The organism is Peribacillus sp. FW305-BF15, from assembly GCF_058783805.1.
The window spans coordinates 336,717-356,848 of record NZ_JBYSYV010000001.1; the positions used below are offsets into that span (position 1 = coordinate 336,717).

The following is a 20,132-nucleotide window of genomic DNA, read 5'->3' on the forward strand; positions in this document are numbered from 1 at the left end:
AAGCCCCCTTTTTCAAATCTCGGATTAATCATTTATATCGATCTGTCATCGATTTAATGGCAGACCTGGTGTTATCAATATATTGGACAGTTTCTTCATACTGCTCTGAAGCCATCCCCAAAAACAAAATGTCAATCATATATAATTGCGCCAATCGTGAGGATGTTGCTGCACTTCGAAATGGTGCTTCATTCGAATAGGATGTAAACAATGTGGCATCACACAAAGAAGATACCGTTGTTTGGCCATAATGGGTCAGCCCGATTGTCTTGACTCCACGTTCCTTTGCCAGCTTCAATATATTGACAACTTCAGGTGTTTCCCCAGAGAATGAAATGGCAAAAACGATGTCATTCTCATCAGCATTTGCAATCAGGGTTGCAACTAAATGCATATCTGTAAAAGCCGTTGCTCCTTTATTGATGCGAAGTAATTTTTGCTGAGCATCCGCAGCAACTATATTCGAAGCACCCACACCGCAAAAGTGGACGGTTTTTGCATTCAGCATCAGCGTCATGGCATGTTTTAGATTATCATGATCGATTATTTCAGATGTGTCCCGGATGGTCTGAATCGAATTACTCGTTGTTTTCTCCACAATCCGGTACAGTGATTCGGAAGGCTCGATATCCCGGTAGCCCTGTTCAACCGTCTTCATCAAATCTCCGGCAATCCTTATTTTCAGGTCTTGATATCCTTTTATTCCAAGCGATTTACACAACCTAATAACAGCAGCCCCGCTTGTTTGGGCAGACGTACTTAATTCCTGTACAGTGCTGTTCACAACTTCATGAGGATTCTGCAGAATATATTCCGCTAGTTTTTGTTCTGATTGCGGCAGCTTGCTCAACATCGTCTGTATGATGGATAATCCTCCTGTAGCCATTGCTTCCCTCCTAATCTTCATAGATCGAGATGGCTTTTCTGACATCTCCATCCGCTTTTTCCAGTAACTCCATAGCTTTTTCATAATCTGTTGCCGTTTTTATCATGACAATCGCTGGCTTAACTTGATTATTTGCCTTTTCAAGCGTATTCAAAGCTTGATCATAATCAGCATTCGTTACTGTTTCTATGATGTTTACTGCACGATCCTTCAGTTTTTGATTACTGACATTTACATCGACCATCAGATTTTCATAGACTTTGCCCAATCGGATCATTGTTGCCGTTGAAATCATATTGAGTACCATTTTATGTGCGGTTGCCGCTTTCATTCTCGTGGATCCTGTTAACACTTCCGGCCCGACCACCACTTCAATCCCTATATCAGCTTCTTTCGTGATGCTCGAGTTATTATTGCAGGATAAAGCGACCGCTTTAGCCCCGACCTTTCTTGCATAACGCAAAGCACCCTTCACATAAGGAGTGCGCCCGCTTGCCGCAATGCCAATAACCGTATCATTTGCTGTAAGCGCCACGTCAATCAGGTCACTTTCCCCAAACTCTTCTTTATCCTCTGCACCTTCAACAGCCCGAACAAATGCCTTTTCCCCTCCTGCGATTATTCCCAGCACCCTATCAGGCGGAGTGCTGAAAGTCGGGGGACATTCCACAGCATCCAGCACTCCGCCTGATAGGGTGCTGAAAGTCGGGGGACATTCCACAGCATCCAGCACTCCGAGCCTTCCGCTCGTTCCTGCTCCGATGTATATGAGTCTCCCTCCTTTTTTTAACGATTCGCAAGCCCATTCAACTGCCGTTTCAATCTCTGGCAATACCTCCTGAACTGCTGCTGCCACTTTAAAATCTTCTTTATTGATTGCAGAAATGATGTCCATTGTAGTAACACTGTCGATATTCATCGTCTTTTCGTTCCGTAATTCAGTCGTTAATGAACGCAAATGTTCTTCCATAGACTATTAAATCCTCCTATAAACAATCACTTAAATATAATTTCATTTTTTAATAGAAAATAGTGAAATTATATTTCATATTATATTCAATGATAGCGTTTTCATTACTCGGAGACAAGATATTTTTGTAAAATTTGTTAACCAGCAATCTCCGTTCTTCAAAACTCGATGCTGGCGGACTTGCATCTATCCCTTTCAGAGTGGCTTAATTTACCCAAAGGAGCCTACTATTTTTAGTGTGGATTTACTCAACAAAAAAAACGTGTACCGTCACCTTATTAGGAACGATACACGCAATTTTGCAAAATGCTAAACTAGTATACTACTACAGACCCGGTACACCTGTACTCCTTTACCCAGTTAACGGATTGGGACTACTTTCCCGTTTTCTACTGCACCGACGACAATAGTTGATGCAAATCCTCCATTTTTATCTATCGAGGGAATATCGTAAATTTTTTGATCTGGCCCTATATTTGAAAGCCCGTCTTGCATATGTTTACGGATGGCCTTGGCATCATCAACGCTGCCTGCTGATTTCATCGCTTCCACAAACGCATACATCGCGATATAATTCAATCCTACTTCGGAGCTTGGATCTTCCTTATAATTCTTTTGATATTTCTCGACGAATGCAGGCACTGCTTCTTCATCTGAGTCCATCAATGGCAGAACGCCAATCGAGCCTTCCAATGTTTCATATGAACCTGCAATCGGCTTCATTTGATCCAGCTTTGCTTGATCCATGATGATGAAACCGCCTTTAAATCCCAGCTCCCGAGCTTGCTTTGCCACTTTTGCCGTAGGTTCCGAAGCTCCACCGATGAATAGCACATCAGGATCTTTTTTCAAGGCATTTGTGACAATCGTAAAGAAATCGGTTTCTTTGGCGAAATCAATCGAAGAATTATAAACGACTTTTCCGCCTTGCTTTTTCCAATGTGGGAGCACGGCTTCCGTCCAGTCCTTACCGTATTGTGAAGATGTTGGCAAAGCGGCAATTTTCTTGCCGAAATGTTCCATCGCATATGTTGTAAAAGGCTCGATATACCCCTCGTAATTCGGTGGGATTCGAACAGTTAATGAATTTCCGCTCTCGGTCACTGCCGGTTCACTCGTATATGCACCAATGATGAATTCCTCTTGTTCATTAAAAACCTGAAGTGCCAGCACGCCTCCGCTGTGAGGCGTGAATATGATCGGCGTATCATATTCCTGAATTAAACGTTTAGCATTCGACCCTGTTTCATTAGGTAAGTATTTATCGTCCAACGATACTAAGTTCAACGTGTATTTCTTACCATCTACTTCAAAACCACCAGCATCATTAATTTCATTGACGGCCATTTCGACACCATTCAATGTCCGTTTCCCATATAACGCTGCTGCCCCGCTTAAAGGACCGCTAAAACCGATGTTTACGACATTGTCATTTTTTCCTTTACTGCCACTGCTGGACACAGGGCTATCCCCTTTATTGCACCCGGTCAAAACAGTGATGGTTAGCAGGAGAAAGACAAATAATACTTTCAGTTTTTTCATAAAAATCCCCCATTCAATTTATTCAGGCCCCAATATACGCTTTCCTTACTTCATCATTGGCTAATAACTCACTTGCTGTTCCTTGAACGACAATTTCCCCATTTTCAAAAACATATCCTTTATCTGCAATGCTTAGGGCAGCATTCGCGTTTTGTTCAGCAAGCAGAACCGTGATTCCTTCGCGGTTTATTTCTTCAATGACTTGAAACATTTGTTCGACAATGAGTGGAGCGAGTCCCACCGATGGCTCATCAAGCATCAACAATTTCGGTTTTGACATCAAAGCCCTTCCAATTGCGAGCATTTGCTGTTGGCCGCCGCTCAGGCTCCCCGCTTCATCATGATGCTTTTCTTTTAAAATCGGGAATAAGTGATAGACGTATTCCAAGGAATCCTTGATCTCCGCTTTTTTCTTTCGATGCACATAGGCACCCATCCGCAGATTTTCCTGAACGGTCATCTGTGGAAACAGTTTACGTCCTTCGGCACACTGAACGATCCCCTCCCGAACATTCTTATCCGGGGCACGGCCCCCTATCGGCATGCCTTGAAAATGGATTTCCCCCTTGGAAAGCTTACTGATTCCGCTTATGGAACGAAAAGTCGTGCTTTTTCCTGCCCCATTAGCTCCTAGCAAAACAACGATTTCTCCCTCAGCAACTTCGATATTCACATGGTTTATCGCAGTGAAACTTCCATAATTCACGGCGACATCTGTTAACTTAAGCACTGGCACTCCCTCCCAAATAGGCTTTAATGACCGCTTCATTTCCGCGGATTTCCTTAGGAGTGCCCTCGGCAATTTTTTCTCCGTAATTAAGGACCATGATGTGGTCTGCCAAGTTCATGATCATATGCATTTTGTGCTCGATTAAACAAACGGTCAGTCCCGATCTATTCAATTTTTTAATCAGTTCTGTCAAGCCTTCCGTTTCATCCGGGTTGATTCCCGCAGCAGGTTCATCAAGAAAGATGATTTCCGGTTCTGTCGCTAGGGCTAGGGCAATGGCTGTCCGTTTCTTTTCCTCCTGTGAGATGTTCGAGACCATTCTGTCAGCCGATTCCGTTAATCCGACAATATCAAGCACCTCCATAGCCTTATCCCTGCAAGCCGCTTCCTCCCGTTTTAAACGTTTTGTTCTTAGAATGGCATCCACCAAATTGGATTTTGTTCGCAGTCTATGACCGACAATGACATTATCCAACACGGTCGATTGATCGAAAAGGCTTGTCGTTTGAAAGGTTCTTGAAATTCCGAGCCCCGCAATTTCATTGGCAGGAAGTTTGGTGATATCAATCCCTTTAAAAAGGACCGTCCCGGAAGTCGGTCGATGAAAGCCACTGATCAAGTTAAAAAAAGTGGATTTCCCTGCACCATTTGGCCCGATTATTGCATTGATTCTACCTTTTTCAATTGAAAAATCCACATTATTGACGGCCGCCAATCCTCCGAAACGCTTTGTCAAATTCTTAGTTTCGATTAGCAAATTCATCCCTCCTCAGCTTTTATGTGCAATTCGCCCCTAACCCCGGACAGCGCATTATCTTTTCGCTTTCTTTGCCAATCAAAGAAGGCCCCTGCGATTCCGCGCGGATAAAAGATAATGATCACCGTAAGTAATGGTCCGAATATCAACATTCGATATTCTTGAAGGAATTGCAGATTCTGCGACAGGATTACTAATAATAATGTTCCTACCAATGGACCTGAAAGTGTGCCGATTCCACCAACCAATAAATACATCAATAGATCGAACATGATGGCGGTTGATCCGATATCAGGTCCAATGAAACGGATGAATGAAGCATACAAGGCACCTGCCAAACCTGCGAAGAATGTGGATAGGACAAATGCGGTTAACTTATTCTTCATTGTGGATATACCAATTGTTTGTGCAAGGTCCTCGCTGTTCCTGATGGCCATATACGTTCTGCCGGTCAACGAGCGTATAATTCGATACACGATTAAAATCACTGCAAGCAGGAAAATGAGAACTAGATAATATTGGGATGCTGCAGTATCGAATGTGATCGGCCCTATATTCCCAGGAGCAGGGATCCCGATCAATCCCCTAACCCCCTCTGTAAGTCCTTCCCATTTATCGATCACCAGATAAATGATGTAACCCACACATAGGGTATAAATCGCGAAAAAGTGTTCCTTTGTCCTTAGCGCAATCAAACCGATTAAAAACCCAATGGCACATGTGATTAAACATGCACATATTAGTGCCAGCCAAAAGTTCATTCCCGCTTTTACTGTGAGCAGGCCAAGAGAATACGCTCCAATCGCAAAAAATCCAGCATGTGCAAGCGAGAGATACCCAGTATAGCCTGATAATAAATTGATTCCATAAACAGCTATCGCCCAGATGAACGAAAGTGTCAGCATATGGAGATAATAATCGTTTTGCGCGATATAGGGGAATGAAAAAGCAAAGACGATAAGAGCGATAATCCCATTTCTTTTCGTTAATATCCTCACACTACCTCTCCCCCTTTGCAAAAAGACCTGTTGGTTTCACCGTTAATATGATGACTAAAAGTATAAATGCAATGATGTCTTTATAATCATTTGAAATATAAGTTGCACCCAGGCTCTCACTGAAACCTAGGATATATCCACCTACGATCGCCCCCGGGATGCTGCCCATCCCACCCAATATGATTATGACGAAGGCTTTTAGGATGACTAAATGCCCCATGCCGGGAAAAACAAGATTAATCGGTGATGCAAGGGATGAAGCAATGGCTGCTAATCCCCCCGATATCATGAAGGTAAGCATCGCGACTTTATTAATGTTAATTCCGACTAATGACGCCCCTTCACGGCTTTGGGACATTGCAATTATCGTCGAACCGGCATAAGTTTTCTTTAGGAAAAGGTAAAGTAAAACCATCACTGCGATAGCTGACACGATGATCAATAATCGCTGAAGTGTGAACGTCAGTCCCAGGATATTGACGACTTGACCATATGGAGAAGTCATAGTATGGAAGTCGGCACCCCAGACAAATTGGGCAAAAGCTTCAAGAAAAAGGAGAATGCCGATGGCTGCAATCTTATCGTGCAACGGAGGTGCCTCCCTTAACAGGCGGAACACGAAACGTTCCAAAAGGACTCCCAACAAACCAACAACGATAATGGATACGAACATGGCCATCCAGTAATTGACCCCATATAATGTCATCATTGACAACGTGATATATCCTCCCAACATATATAGGGCACCGTGTGCAAAGTTCGGAATATGCAAAATTCCATATACTAGCGTCAATCCCAGTGCAACGAGACTATATACGCTGCCAATCGTCAAACCATTAAAAAGCTGCTGGATCAAAATTTCCATTTATTTCCTCCTTGAAAATTAATGAATTTCACTTTGCTGTTCCTGGCTCACAATCCTGTCCATATTTTAAAAGCACACATCTGTATTAAAAAACATTTTCACATACTCTCCCATAGCATCAACATCTCAGGAATGGCCAATAAGCTTTAATTCACTTTATTCTCCGCCTATAGAAATAGCTTAGGCATTCCTTGTTAGCGCTTTCATTTTTTCGTGCGTAACGATCGTGCAGACAAGCTGTATTTAGGGAAAGCCAATGATTCCATTTTTTGGTTTATACATGGTGGCCGTCTGGTTTTTTCACCCCTTTCACCTCGCACCTTCCATAGGAGAATCATTCCGCAGAATAATTTCCAGATTAATTTCCAGATCCAGATTAATTTCCAGATCCAGATTAATTTCCAGATCCAGATTAATTTCCAGATAATAATGCAAGTGCCGTGCCAAACATTAAATCACCTTCAATAAGGCTATTAACCAGTCTGTGAATTCATTATTGAATTGTAAAATCTCAAAAGTATCGGTTCCATACGGGATGTCCTTCATTCACTATTGACTGAAAAAATCATTTCTGAATCAAAAAAAATTAAAATGGAAAGGAACCAAAAAATCCCGTTTATAACTTCCATCATTTCACATATTAGCAGGCGGATAATGTAAAAGAACACTACCTAAGAACCAATAATTTTCTAAGGTAATAAAGCCCGTCATCCCCCAAAAACGTGTAAATATAATTAGGAATTCAGTCAAAAAGACAGCACCTCCAATTTTGGATAATTTCCAAAATTGGAGGTGCTGCTCATACTTACCTATCATTTACACGACCTCGATATTTTTTAAGTTTCTTCACGATTGTTGCCTGAGGAATCAAGCGCTTCTCCAATTTCATGGTAATTTGGTAGGTTTAAGCCGCTTTCGTCAAGATCTCCTTATTTGCTTTTACCACGGAGATCAGCTAGTAAATTATTGTTAATCCTCAAATCTCTTACCGATCGAATGGGTCACGCATTTATAATGTCTAAGAACCGTTACCTTGCAGTTGTACTTAACTCACGATTTAATGTTACCTCACTTTTTAGAGTTAGTTCATCCTTAGGTTTTTTCTACACTTCTCCGTTTTTTTCATTGTCACACTTACGATTCATGGTTTTTAACGCTTTTCTATATTCTTCATCCTTCATAGCCAATCCCTTGATGTTTAAATCTTCCTGCGTCGTATCCTGGAAACATTGAAGGGCTTGGCGGTAGGCCTGATCGTTCATGTGCTTAACCTGCCCAACGGAAGCAGTTAGAGTCTCCTCTGGAAACAATTCAGATTTGTCAGGTGAATGGATGGCTTCCTTACCAGTTTCGTTTATAACCGTTTCACGTGCCATCTCTTCCTTTGAAGTTGACCAGAAATTAATCTTGAACAATCCCCCAATAACAGCCATAGCCAATCCTATGCAAGCAATAATGGTCACCATCTGACCAACCCCTTACTGTACATGTGTTAGAGTTTGTGTGACTTCCGCTACACGTTTTCCTAAAGCTCTTCCTAACTCTTGGGCTTGCTTAGGAAGCAAATCTGTACTATCAACAGGACAGGACACCCCTACCCCGTAATATGATCCATATAAAGCATTTTCTGGAACATTACCAGGTAAGCCGACGATAATCATCCCTTGGTGAAGCATTGGAGTAATGAGGTTAAGCATCGTTGCTTCTAATCCTCCATGGACGGTAGCAGTCGTACAAAATACAGCACCAATTTTGTTTATCAGCTTACCTTCTGCCCATAAGAACCCTAATTTATCTATCCAAGCTTTTAATCCAGAGCTAATCGTCCCGAAATGTCCAGGACATCCCCACACAATCGCATCCATTTCTGATAGCTTATATACATCTGCCTGATCCACATGATCTATATGCACTTCTGCACCATACACTTCTTGAGCCCCTTCCGCTATTGAATATGCCAGTGCCTTTGTATGTTCACCTTCACTATCATAGACTACATAGATTTTCATAAAATTTCCCACTCCTCTTGGTTGCATTGATGCGAATTTTCATCTACAACGAGATTTTAACTTTAGCATTCATACCAGGAAGTACTTTGGCAGATGGATTCATAATTGAGATTTTAACAGAAACTTTTTGAGTGACCTTTGTGAAATTGCCCGTATTCGACTCTGGTAAAGACGAAAATACAGATTTAGTAGCATAGCCGATTTCTTCAACTTTTCCTTCGAAAGTTACGTCGGTATCGCCATCTACGTTTATATCCACTGAATCGCCTTTTTCAATATCCTTTAAATCTGTTTCCTTGATGTTAGCTGTAATGTATAAATGCTTGAGGTCTGCAGCTTGAGCTAGCACTTGGCCACCTTGTACTAGCTGGTCATTTCCTGCTCCATTTTTAATAATCGTTCCCTCCATGGTAGACTTTATGGAAACGGCTTGACCTTCTTCATCAATTGTTCCTATTGCCTTTCCTTTTGTAACATCTTTACCCTCTTTAATATTCCAATCTTTGAGCATACCAGAAGCTGGTGCTACAATTTGAACCATGTCTGCAGATACCTTCGCATCATCGGTTTTAACAAAGTTCTCATTTTGATAATAAAAGTAGGCACCGCCTGCTAGCAAAGCAATTACAACAAGAATACCTAAAATATTGGCAATTATTAAACGACCTTTACTCATACGTATTTCCCCTTTTTATTCGTTTTTTCCAATGGTGCTGGAAGTAAAATGTGCTGCTCTTTCTGCACTAGCGACCTTCCTTTGCCCGTTACAGCCTTTCCGATGGAAGCTAACAACATGATTATGCCTAATACCAGGAGAATGGTAAATAAATCATGGTAAGCACCTAGAAGCGCACCTTTTTGACTATTCTCAACCATTGAATAATAAGCCATGCTTTTTGCCTCTGTCAGTGTATGTCCATTATTGATATAATTGCGGACCAATCCGGCCATCTCTGAGTTAGTTTCGGGATTCAATAGAGATATTTCCCCTCGAACATCTTCATAGTGAATCGCATGCATTCGATAAGCGAACCATCCTAGTACTGGTCCAGCAATTGAACCAAATAAATTTCTCATTGAATGCAGGGATGATGACCGTAGTACTGCCTTGTGAATGTCACCTGCTAGTGCTGTTCCCAATGCCCCTGATAATAGCACCATGCTTACGCCTACGCCTATACAAGCCATTTGAACATTTATTGCCGTTAAAGAAACCTCGGTTCCCATTGATCTCCATTGAATACTGATCATTATGATGATGATGGATCCTACCATTCCCAGCCTGCCTGCACCCCATTTGTCATACAGCAAAGTACAGATGGTGCCAGACGCCAAAAAGCCAACAAAAAACCACAAATAAAAATACGTAAGGTATATGAATGGAGGATCAAGAATGTTAAGCAAAAACCCATTAGCTCCTGCAATCGAGACGATAAGAGCAATATGAGCAGTTAAAGCCATAATTGTTCCTGAAACTGTTTTTGCTGACCACAATGATCGGATTGGAATAAAGGGATCAACAGCATTAAAATCAACCGCTATGAACAATAACGCCAATAGAAGAGCAATCACAAAAAATGGCCAAACCTGATTTGATGTAAAGCCGTGTTCTTGTAAGTTATACAGCGGGAAAATCAAGTCCAATATTAATAAAGTGAATAAGAAAATTCCTTTCATGTTATGTTTCGTCGTTCCTGAGTTTAACTCTGGCTTCGTTTTGGGTAATATCCTGAACCCTATTACAAGGCAAATGAGGGATGAGAGAATATTTAACAAGAATATCCATCGCCACTCTGAAATACTTAAAGATAAGGATCCAACAAATGCACCTACCGCGCTGCAACCAAATAAACCACCTATCGCAAACAATATAAACAGATTCCGCACCTTGTTTGGGTAAGACCTTAAACTAAGCGGTAGGATTGTCAGAAACAATACACCTGCCCCTAAACCTTGGAGTGATCTGCCAATGGTGAGCGGAATGATCCCCCAGCATAGAATATTGATGATCGTTCCCCCAAGGAATATGAAAATGAAAGTAAGATAAATTTTTCTTATTCCATATTTCATGGGAAGGATACGTCCAAATGGGAGACCTAACGAAAAAGCCATATTTGAGCAAATGGATGGAAGTAACATAACGTGTGTACTTAAGTTAAGTCCATTTTGAATAACGATTTGATTCAAGATGTAGGAAAGACTTGTAAAGTATTGAGGCCCAAATGAAAATAACGTTAATAGAGACATGAGCACATATTCCGGCAAGAGGGGTTTCTTCATCTCGCCACTCAATACATTATTTTGTGAATTCATATAATTCCCCCTTTCTTTCTAAGCTAATTTTGAATGTCAAATTCCATTCCTTAATATTTTTAAAAGAAAAAGGTCTTCACCATCCATTCATATTGAGCAGTTAAACATGCAACATACCCAAACTTGCTATTTACAATTTGTATTATACAACATATATAAAATATAGCAATAAAAATATTACCCAAACAATCCTATAACACGGAAAAATGAAAAAGCCTAATTCAAATAAGAACATTTGAATTAGGCTTTTTCATGAAAAGGTTCATTAAAATATGTAATAAACTTTACTGGTTCTGCTTATCAAAATTCGGATTATCTTTGTTTCCAGTTCTTAATATCCTGATTCAAACGTGTTAAATTCCTCTGAAGAACGTTTAAATCTTCCTCTGACCAGTCTTTAAGAATATCGGATAATCTTTCTTGACGAGACTTCTGAGCATTATGTAATATTTCTTGCCCTTCTTTCGTCATGACAATTAAGCTGATTCGTCCGTTTTTCGGATCTGGATAACGGCGAATGAATTCCTTTGACTCCATAGCGGCAACCTGGCGACTTGCGGTAGACACATTCAGTCTCAATTGGTCTGACAATTCATTAATGCCTAGTGGCCCATGCTTATCCAATTCACTTAGCAATAAAAACTCGGATCGATCTAGGTTGCCTATTTGTCTACTCGGGGATGTTGTTAGACGTACAAGCAGGGCTATGTCATATTCAATTAACTGGAGTGAGTCCAAATTCTATATCTCCCTTCTAGTGATTTACTTGAAAAATAATTAGGCTGAACTGTGAAGCTGGCTCTTTATATATATTTTCCAATTAAAATGATCCACTACCCTTGTATGTGTATAAAAACAATATACATGATTTTCAATGGCTTACCAAGTTTTAAAGCTTTAATAAACCCATTTAAATCAATATATTGAATAGGATTTAATCAGATATCTTATTGATAAATTCCTCTGTTTGTCTCTGACATTCTGAAGGTTCGGGCGAAAATCAGTGTTGATAAATTAATTCTTTAACTTTACATATTCTTCCTCACCTGTATAAATCGGCTTTTCCTCCTATTCATCGGAACTTTAATAAATTTGTTGATCGAGCAGACTGGTTTCTCAGTAAGACCGTCCTCTAGCCAAAGGTGTTTACACCTGGTGAATCTAGGTTGGACACCGCTGCTCCATTCTATTTTATCTTTTCGTCTTTGGTTCACATTCAATTTATATTTTTTTATTGAATTTTCGCCACTCGTATAATCAGTCAAAAAAACTGTACCTCCCATTTTCTAACATTGGGAGGTACAGTTCAAACTCATCTATTCTTTTCCACTGACCTTTAATCGATATTTTTTAAGTTTCCTCACGATTGTTGCCTGACTGGATTCCAGGGCTTCTGCTATTTCATATGTAGTTTGGTAGGTTTGAGCCGCTTTCGTCAAAATTTCCTTTTCGGCTCTTTCCACCGCTTCTTTTAAAGTTAAGGTAGCATTGAGGTTCGGTTGATTCCGATTTTCCGGCTGATATTCTTCCGGAAGGTCGTTAATCGATAATATTCGATTATCCGTCAGCACGACGAGCCTTTCCACAATATTAATCAATTCACGGACATTTCCTGGCCAATCATGTTGATAAAAATATTCCTTCAACCGCGAATCTATTTCTTTTGAGAATTTATATTGTTCGTTTGCTTTTGTTAAAAACAAGTCAGTCAATGCCAAGATATCCTCTCTTCTTTCCCTTAGAGGAGGAATCGTAATCGGAATGACATTCAACCTATAAAAGAGGTCTTCACGAAAATCACCCGATTTGACCATTTCCGAAAGATTTCGGTTCGTGGCTGCTATTATGCGAACATCGATTTTCTTTGGTTTTGTACCTCCGATTCTTTGAATCTCCCTTTCCTGAAGGGCCCGGAGCAGCTTCACCTGAAGTTGCAGGGGAAGCTCACCGACTTCATCCAGGAATAGGATACCACTCTCTGCAAGCTCAAACATCCCTGGTTTTCCTTTTTGATTGGCTCCGGTAAATGCCCCTCCTTCATATCCAAAGAGCTCGGATTCCAATAAATCAGCTGGAATTGCCCCGCAATTTATTTTGATGAAGTCTCCTTTTTTAGACCGGATGCTCCGATTATAGATATTGCGGGCAAGGACATCCTTTCCAACACCCGTTTCTCCCAGTATGAGTACTGTCGCATCAATATCCGATATTCTTTCTGCTATCTCATAAATCATTTTCATTTTATCACTGACGAATACGACTCCATCTTTGCTCGTTATCTTCCGCAGTTTCTCAATTTCCTGCTTATATTGATGATTCAGTTCATTAGCTTTCGTCAACTCATGCATCAGTTCATTTAAATCAGATAAATCCCTTATATTCGTAACGACTTGCTCTATTTCCCCTTCTGCATTAAAAACGGGACTCCCTGTTATCAATGTTTCCTTTCCCGCAAAATTATCCTGTACGACTGATACCGTTCGTCTCAGCTTCACTACCTTATGAGTCACCGACGCATTCAGTATGCCGCGTTTAATCAATTGGTCCACAGATTTGCCGATATAGTACTCTTTTGGTATGCCTGTGATCCGTTCAATTGCCGAATTGGTATAAAGCGTGATTCCATCTTGATCGGTGATGTATATTCCATCATAGGAATTTTCGATTATTGCATCGAGTGCGCGATTCAATTTATCCGTCTCATGAGCATCAATCAGTAAATCATCCAAAAATTCCGTTTCCCTGCCTATATAAAGAATATTGTCAGCATCCATTTGTTTCATTAATAAAAATAAATACCGTTTATCATGCAGCCTTGCAGCTGCAAGCCTTTTATTATCGAGAAATTGCCACTCATCGAATTGTTCGGTTAATATATGATTACCATCCTGGCTTAACAATTGATTAAAATAGTTTCCCCAATCCTTAATCCGATTTGCAGAATCCACGACTAGTGCAGGAAAGGTCCACTCTTTGAGCAAATTAAGCTGAGAATCCTGTTTCACTTGATTCATTACTATTCACCTCACCGCCGCAAAAAGAATTCTTTTTAAGTACAATTCTGGATAATTTTCGAAACTCCTTTAAAATTGTCGAATTTCGCTCCTAAAAAAAGTAGTGATGAAATAATTTTCATCACTACTTTACCTCAGTAAGTCTTAAAAATAACCTCTCCACTGATCGCTTCCTTACCTGACTGGTTAGTGGCCGCTACGTTGAAAAAATATCTATTCCCATTTTTTCCTTTTAGATCCGCTTGAAGAGTTATGACATCATTCAAGAAAACCATCCCTTTGAAACGAATTTTGTATTCTTCGATAAATCCAATTTCATAAAGATTACTGAATAGCTTTGCGAGGTTTCCCATCGTCCACATTCCATGTGCGATGATACCTGGAAGACCAGCATTTTTTGCTTCCTCATCAATGGTATGAATGGGATTGAAATCACCTGATGCGCCGGCATATTTAATGAGGTCTAGTCGTGTTACAGGTGCAAGCTCGATGGAATGTAACGAGTCACCAATATGAAGTTCGGTTAATGTCGTCACTTACTCATCACCATCCTTCTGATCGTTTCATTTAAAATGACAAGCTGTTCAGCAGTGAAGACAATTTCCCCATTTACATCCGTCCCATAATTTTTAAAGGCTAGAAATCCCATTTCCCCTTGTTTCCCTTTTTTCTCATAATAGTCTTTCACTTCCGTATAACAGGTGATTTCTTCCCCTACCTTAAGCGGCCTGTTATAGCGATAAACCTGCTCACCGTGAATCAAGCCTTTATTCGGGAGATTTAAGCTTTCAATCGTCCCAAAATCAAAGACCCTTGGGAAAGTTGGTGGAGCGATATTCGTACCGTACCTTGATTGCCTGCCTGTTTCTTCATCAATGAAAATCGGGTGGGGATCACCAATCGATAATGCGAATTTTTTAACGGCTCCCCGTTCAACTATATTTTTAACGGGGTTGGATCGTTTTCCAATACTTTCGTTGAACATAACATCCCGCCTTTTCCCTTAATTTTTCGGACCGCCCGCAACATATAAAACCTGCCCGCTAATGAATGAGGATGCCTCATCGGCAAAGAATGCAACAGCATGAGCAATATCACTTGGCAAACCGCTTCTGGCAACTGGAATACTGTTTGCCCTATCCTGGATGAATTGTTCAAAACTCACTCCCACCCGCCTAGCTGTTTCTTTCGTCATTTCGGTTTCGATAAAGCCTGGTGCAACCGAATTAGCCGTTATCCCATATTTGCCAAGTTCAATCGCCAGTGTTTTTGTTAACCCCTGAAGCCCAGCTTTTGCGGCTGAATAATTAGCCTGCCCGCGGTTCCCAAGGGCCGAAGTGGATGATATATTGATGATTCTTCCGTACTTATTTGCAACCATATGCTTCTGGGCGGCACGTACTGCATTGAAAGTACCTTTTAAATGCACATCCATTACCGTCTGCCAATCAGAATCGGTCATTTTAAAAAGTAAATTATCCCGGATGACCCCAGCATTATTCACGAGAATATCAAGGGATCCGAATGTGTCGGCTATTTCTTTTATCGATGCTTCCACCTCTTCTGGATTGACCACGTTGGCCACTTTGGTAAAAATGGTATACCCCTTATCCCTTAGTTCATTTCCTGTTGCTGTCAAAACCTCTTCGTTGATATCAATAATCGCTACGTTTGCGCCTTCACTGGCAAACAGTTCGACGATCGCCCGGCCAATCCCCCTGCTTCCACCTGTAACTAAAGCTGTTTTCCCTGAAAATCTCCCTGTCATAATCGTCTCCTCCTAATCTATTATAAAAATTGCCCTACTTTAACATGTCCCTTAATCAAATTTCGGGAAATGATCATACGCTGTATTTCATCCGTACCATCATAAATCCTCCAAAGCCTGGCTTCGCGGTACCAGCGTTCGATGGGAAGCTCCTTCGTATAGCCCATGCCACCGTGAATCTGCAATACACGATCAACGACCCGATTCCCCATATTGGCTCCATAGAGTTTAGCCATTGAAGCTAAATGGCGGTTGTCTTCTCCATTATCAAGTGTAAAAGCCGCATTCAATACAAGCCATCTTGCGGCTTCAATCTCTACAGCGGAATCAGCTATCTGCCATTGAATGGCCTGGCGCTCAGCGATCGGTTTACCGAAAGTTACTCGTTCTTTAGCGTATTCTATAGCCATTTGCAGCAATCTTTCCGCAGAACCGACAGCACGTGCGCCCACGATCCATCTTGCAAACCCAATCCATTCTAAGCCTAGTTTATAACCGCCATGCACTTCCCCCAAGATGTTTTCTTCGGGTACCCTGACATTATCAAAAACTAAACCGGCCGGTCCCCATTCTCCCATCGTATTGATATATTCTGATCTCCAGCCCATATCACGGTCTACAATGAAACAGGTTACCCCTTCCGTCCCGGTTGCTTGATGACGTTCTTTGTCAGTTACGGCAATGACCATGACGAAATCGGCATCATTTCCTCCAGTGATGAATGTTTTTTCTCCGTTAAGCACCCATTCATTTCCTTCTTTTACTGCCGTCATTTTAATATTTCGCGTATCGGACCCAGCCCCCGGCTCCGTCATGGCAAAACAGGACTTTTTCTCACCATTAATAGTAGGGATCAGATATTTCTGTTTCTGTTCTTCATTTGCATAATAAAGGATGTTATCAGCCGAACCTCCAAAACTGAATGGTACAAACGTTTTTGACACTTCCATCAAGACAATTGCCATCATGAGCTGACCTAGGTCTGCCCCGCCATATTCCTCCGGGGTATTGATGCCCCAAAATCCGGCTTTTTTTGCTTTTTCCTGTAAATCTTTCAATGTCCCCTCTGGTAAACTAGGTTTCCCTGCCATTTCATTGCGAAGCACTTCATTTTCCAATGGAATCAATTCATTTTCCACGAATTTGCGTATTGTTTTTTGTACCATTTTTTGTTCATCTGATAGTCGTAAATCCATATTAACCCCTCCGCTTTCCAATTAGACTAGTTTTGATATTTTCTCTTCAATTGTCCGGTAATGATATTTTTTTGGATTTCGGACGTACCTTCATATATTCTGGTGATTCGGGCATCCCGATAGAAACGTTCAACTGGATAATCCTTCATGTATCCCATCCCGCCATGAATCTGTACGGCCTTATCAGCGATACGATTATATACTTCCGAACCATACAACTTAAGCATGGCCGCTTCTTTAATGATTTTTTCTTTCTGATCGACCATCCATGCGACCCTGTATGTGAATGAGCGAAGTGCTTCTATTTCCATTGCCATCTCGGCAATCATATGGGACACGGCTTGATGATCAATGATCGGGACATTGAATTGTTCACGTTCTGTGGCATATTTGGTAGAAAGATCGAGCAGATATTGACAGGACCCCAAATTACGGGCAGCAAGGCCTGCCCGGCCATTTGCAAGGATTTTCAAGGCATTTACATACCCTTGGCCGACGTCCCCCAGTACATTTTCAGCAGGAACCTCGCAATCTTCAAAAAATAATTCGGCCGAATGTGAGCCTCGAAGACCCATCTTCCTTTCCAGGCTACCAACTCTAAAACCCGGAAAATCCTTTTCTACTATGAATGAGGTGATCCCTTTCGCCCCTTTATCTTTGTCCGTAACGGCCATAACTGTAAAAATATCTGCTACATCTGCATTCGTTATATAATGCTTGGTACCATTTAAAATATATTTATCGCCATTTTTGACCGCCGTCATTTTGAGATTCGTAGCATGGGACCCCGCTGCAGGCTCAGTTAAAGCAAAAGCGCCAATTCTATTACCGCTTGCCATATCTGGTAGATATTTTTCCTTTTGCATTTCATTGCCCATTTCAACTATCCCTACCGTCCCTATACCGGTGTGAGCCCCAATCAGAGTGGTATATCCATTATGTGTTTTACCGATTTCCTCATATAAAGCACATTTTCCCACCATCCCGATTCCGAGTCCGCCATACCTTTCCGGGATACTAAGTCCGAATAGCCCGATTTCCTTCGATAAATTTATGATGGATTCCGGGATATGATCTTCATCCTCTATCTGCATGGAAAATGGATCGATTTGTTCCTCGATAAACTGGCGTATATTTTCTTTAAGTAGCAGGATGTCTTCATCCAAGCGAAAGTCCATTTGCATTCCCCTTTATCTGCGAATTGGTTGTTAACGCTTACATATTTAGTTCGAATGAGCGATATGTTTTTCTTGAAGCTTGCGTTTTAAAATTTTACCGACCGCCGTCTTCGGAAGTTCACTTTCAAATGTGATTGCTTTTGGGACCTTGAAGGCAGCGAGCTGCTTTCGGCAATAATCCTTCAATTCGTTTTCAGTTATTCTTTCACTTGGTTTTAGAACTACCGCTGCATGTACCGTTTCACCGCGATATTGATCGGGAACGCCAAAGACGGCAGCTTCCAGAACCTTAGGGTGGCTGTATAGTATATCTTCAATTTCAATTGGATAAATATTGAATCCACCTGCGATGATCATCTCTTTCTTCCGTCCCACAATGTAAAAGAAGCCATCTTCATCCATCTTGGCCATATCACCGGTATGCAGCCATCCGTTTTGAATCGTCTTCTTCGTCTCTTCAGGCATGCCCCAATAACCTTTCATTACCTGTGGACCCTTTATGACCAATTCACCTGGTGTATCAACCAAGAGGGCTGGCTCTCCTGTAATGCTGTCAATTATGGCGGCATCCGTATTGTGTATCGGAATCCCGATACTTCCTGGTTTTTGCAGGCCGCTGACTGGATTCCGGTGCGTGACTGGTGACGCCTCGGACAGTCCATAGCCCTCAGCAATCTTTGTTCCACTAAGTTCGTTAAACCTTGACAATACATGCAATGGCAATGGTGACGAACCCGAAACGCAAGATGTCAATGTATGCAAATCAAATGGATGGGACTGATAATATTGTAATAAAGCAATATACATCGTCGGTACCCCTGGAAAAATAGTCGGTTTAAGATTAGTGATAATATCGACGATCTCCGTTACCTGAAATCGGGATACAAGAATTAATTCCCCGCCATTATAAAACGTCAGGTTCATCCCTGAAGTCATGCCGTAAACATGAAATAATGGGGAAACGCCCAGTACCCTTTCCTTCCCCTTTTGAGTATTGATTCTTGAAGTGGCAGCACTTTGCAGCGTATTGGCTACGATATTACGATGGGTTAGCATCGCGCCTTTAGAACGCCCTGTCGTTCCTCCAGTATATTGGAGGACGGCGACATCTCTAGCAGGTTCAATCTCCACAGTGAAATCCGCCTCTGTAACAGATAGCAGTTTTTTTGTCATTTCACATTTGCCCTTTTCCAGCGACACGCTCAACACCTTTTCAACATCGGTTTCAGCTATGACAGCTTCAACTATGGGCAATAAATCGTCGAGTACAATGATGTGCCTTGCACCTGAATCTTTCAGGACATGCATTAATTCGTTCGCCTTATACATTGGATTGATTTGGACAACAATGGCACCATTCAAAAGAGTTCCAAAAAAACCAATTGGATATTGGGGACAATTAGGAAGCATGATAGCCACACGATCTCCCTTTCCAATCCCTTCATCAGCAATCAAGCGGGCACATTTTTTCACTAACTTCCCCAACTCTGAATATGTATACCTTTTCTCCATGAACGTTACCGCTGTATTATCCGAATACTGTTCGACTGATTGAAAAAATAGTTCTGTCAATGAAATTTCAGGAATTTCAATCTCTATTGGATTTCCGGACGGGATATGCTTTATCCAAGGTCTATCCATTTGTCCTCCCCTTTCTTCATTCAAAAATAAAGAAGTCATACTAACAACATGCAAGGAGTGTGCCAAAAATAAATCGTTTTGATACGTTGATTCAGTTAATGCTAAAATTCAAAATTGAATTATTTGCTGCGTTCTTAATAATTTTAGGTTCATAATACTAGGATTTAAATTTGACTCAATAAGTCATTTTTGAATTAAGACATTGCTTTCGTATAAAGACCCAACTGTAGTGCTGGCCTGTGGATATACTGATCATTTTCAGGAA

Annotated in this window: 19 protein-coding genes; all 19 read right to left on the bottom strand. The window is 41.2% G+C overall.

Annotation, left to right across the window (positions count from 1 at the left end):
• Positions 1-28 precede the first annotated feature (28 nt).
• A complete protein-coding gene (locus AC3WLU_RS01530; RefSeq protein WP_098185305.1) occupies positions 29-886 on the bottom strand; it encodes a MurR/RpiR family transcriptional regulator in 858 nt (285 codons plus the stop codon).
• A gap of 10 nt (positions 887-896) precedes the next feature.
• Positions 897-1,856, bottom strand: a complete 960-nt coding sequence (gene murQ, locus AC3WLU_RS01535; protein ID WP_492596656.1) for an N-acetylmuramic acid 6-phosphate etherase — start codon at positions 1,854-1,856, stop codon at positions 897-899.
• A 360-nt stretch (positions 1,857-2,216) separates the two neighbouring features.
• Positions 2,217-3,398, bottom strand: a complete 1,182-nt coding sequence (locus AC3WLU_RS01540) for an ABC transporter substrate-binding protein (protein WP_063576369.1) — start codon at positions 3,396-3,398, stop codon at positions 2,217-2,219.
• Positions 3,399-3,420: 22 nt separating this feature from the next.
• Positions 3,421-4,128: an ABC transporter ATP-binding protein gene (locus AC3WLU_RS01545; protein WP_063576370.1), complete on the bottom strand. Its 708-nt coding sequence runs from the start codon at positions 4,126-4,128 to the stop codon at positions 3,421-3,423.
• Positions 4,121-4,885: an ABC transporter ATP-binding protein gene (locus tag AC3WLU_RS01550; RefSeq protein WP_063576371.1), complete on the bottom strand. Its 765-nt coding sequence runs from the start codon at positions 4,883-4,885 to the stop codon at positions 4,121-4,123. The genes AC3WLU_RS01545 and AC3WLU_RS01550 overlap by 8 nt, the downstream gene beginning before the upstream one ends.
• 2 nt (positions 4,886-4,887) lie before the next feature.
• Positions 4,888-5,856 carry a branched-chain amino acid ABC transporter permease gene (locus AC3WLU_RS01555; protein ID WP_231892262.1) on the bottom strand — a complete coding sequence of 323 codons (969 nt, stop codon included), beginning with the start codon at positions 5,854-5,856 and terminating at the stop codon, positions 4,888-4,890.
• 28 nt (positions 5,857-5,884) lie between these two features.
• Positions 5,885-6,748: a branched-chain amino acid ABC transporter permease gene (locus tag AC3WLU_RS01560; protein ID WP_034312368.1), complete on the bottom strand. Its 864-nt coding sequence runs from the start codon at positions 6,746-6,748 to the stop codon at positions 5,885-5,887.
• Positions 6,749-7,851: 1,103 nt separating this feature from the next.
• Positions 7,852-8,214: a hypothetical protein gene (locus AC3WLU_RS01565; protein WP_492596657.1), complete on the bottom strand. Its 363-nt coding sequence runs from the start codon at positions 8,212-8,214 to the stop codon at positions 7,852-7,854.
• A gap of 12 nt (positions 8,215-8,226) precedes the next feature.
• Entirely contained in the window at positions 8,227-8,757 is a 531-nt protein-coding gene (locus AC3WLU_RS01570) for an NAD(P)H-dependent oxidoreductase (RefSeq protein WP_057277798.1), read from the bottom strand.
• Positions 8,758-8,800: 43 nt separating this feature from the next.
• Positions 8,801-9,433, bottom strand: a complete 633-nt coding sequence (locus AC3WLU_RS01575; RefSeq protein WP_400449164.1) for an efflux RND transporter periplasmic adaptor subunit — start codon at positions 9,431-9,433, stop codon at positions 8,801-8,803.
• Positions 9,430-11,070, bottom strand: a complete 1,641-nt coding sequence (locus AC3WLU_RS01580; RefSeq protein ID WP_492596658.1) for an MFS transporter — start codon at positions 11,068-11,070, stop codon at positions 9,430-9,432. The genes AC3WLU_RS01575 and AC3WLU_RS01580 overlap by 4 nt, the downstream gene beginning before the upstream one ends.
• 312 nt (positions 11,071-11,382) lie before the next feature.
• Positions 11,383-11,808 carry a MarR family winged helix-turn-helix transcriptional regulator gene (locus tag AC3WLU_RS01585; RefSeq protein ID WP_053534838.1) on the bottom strand — a complete coding sequence of 142 codons (426 nt, stop codon included), beginning with the start codon at positions 11,806-11,808 and terminating at the stop codon, positions 11,383-11,385.
• A gap of 578 nt (positions 11,809-12,386) precedes the next feature.
• Complete coding sequence (locus AC3WLU_RS01590) at positions 12,387-14,084, bottom strand: sigma-54 interaction domain-containing protein (RefSeq protein ID WP_492596659.1); 1,698 nt, start codon at positions 14,082-14,084, stop codon at positions 12,387-12,389.
• A 134-nt stretch (positions 14,085-14,218) separates the two neighbouring features.
• Positions 14,219-14,620, bottom strand: coding sequence for a MaoC/PaaZ C-terminal domain-containing protein (locus AC3WLU_RS01595; RefSeq protein WP_492596660.1), 402 nt, complete (start codon positions 14,618-14,620; stop codon positions 14,219-14,221).
• A complete protein-coding gene (locus AC3WLU_RS01600) occupies positions 14,617-15,069 on the bottom strand; it encodes a MaoC family dehydratase N-terminal domain-containing protein (protein ID WP_095678347.1) in 453 nt (150 codons plus the stop codon). The genes AC3WLU_RS01595 and AC3WLU_RS01600 overlap by 4 nt, the downstream gene beginning before the upstream one ends.
• Before the next feature lie 18 nt (positions 15,070-15,087).
• Entirely contained in the window at positions 15,088-15,852 is a 765-nt protein-coding gene (locus AC3WLU_RS01605) for an SDR family oxidoreductase (protein WP_057277805.1), read from the bottom strand.
• A gap of 20 nt (positions 15,853-15,872) precedes the next feature.
• Positions 15,873-17,048, bottom strand: coding sequence for an acyl-CoA dehydrogenase family protein (locus tag AC3WLU_RS01610; protein WP_057277806.1), 1,176 nt, complete (start codon positions 17,046-17,048; stop codon positions 15,873-15,875).
• Between the two features lie 26 nt (positions 17,049-17,074).
• The gene (locus tag AC3WLU_RS01615; RefSeq protein WP_034312386.1) at positions 17,075-18,226 is read right to left on the bottom strand and encodes an acyl-CoA dehydrogenase family protein; all 1,152 of its coding nucleotides are present in this window, start codon (positions 18,224-18,226) and stop codon (positions 17,075-17,077) included.
• Between the two features lie 45 nt (positions 18,227-18,271).
• On the bottom strand, positions 18,272-19,867 hold the full coding sequence (locus AC3WLU_RS01620) for a long-chain-fatty-acid--CoA ligase (protein ID WP_492596661.1): 1,596 nt from the start codon (positions 19,865-19,867) through the stop codon (positions 18,272-18,274).
• Positions 19,868-20,132 lie beyond the last annotated feature (265 nt).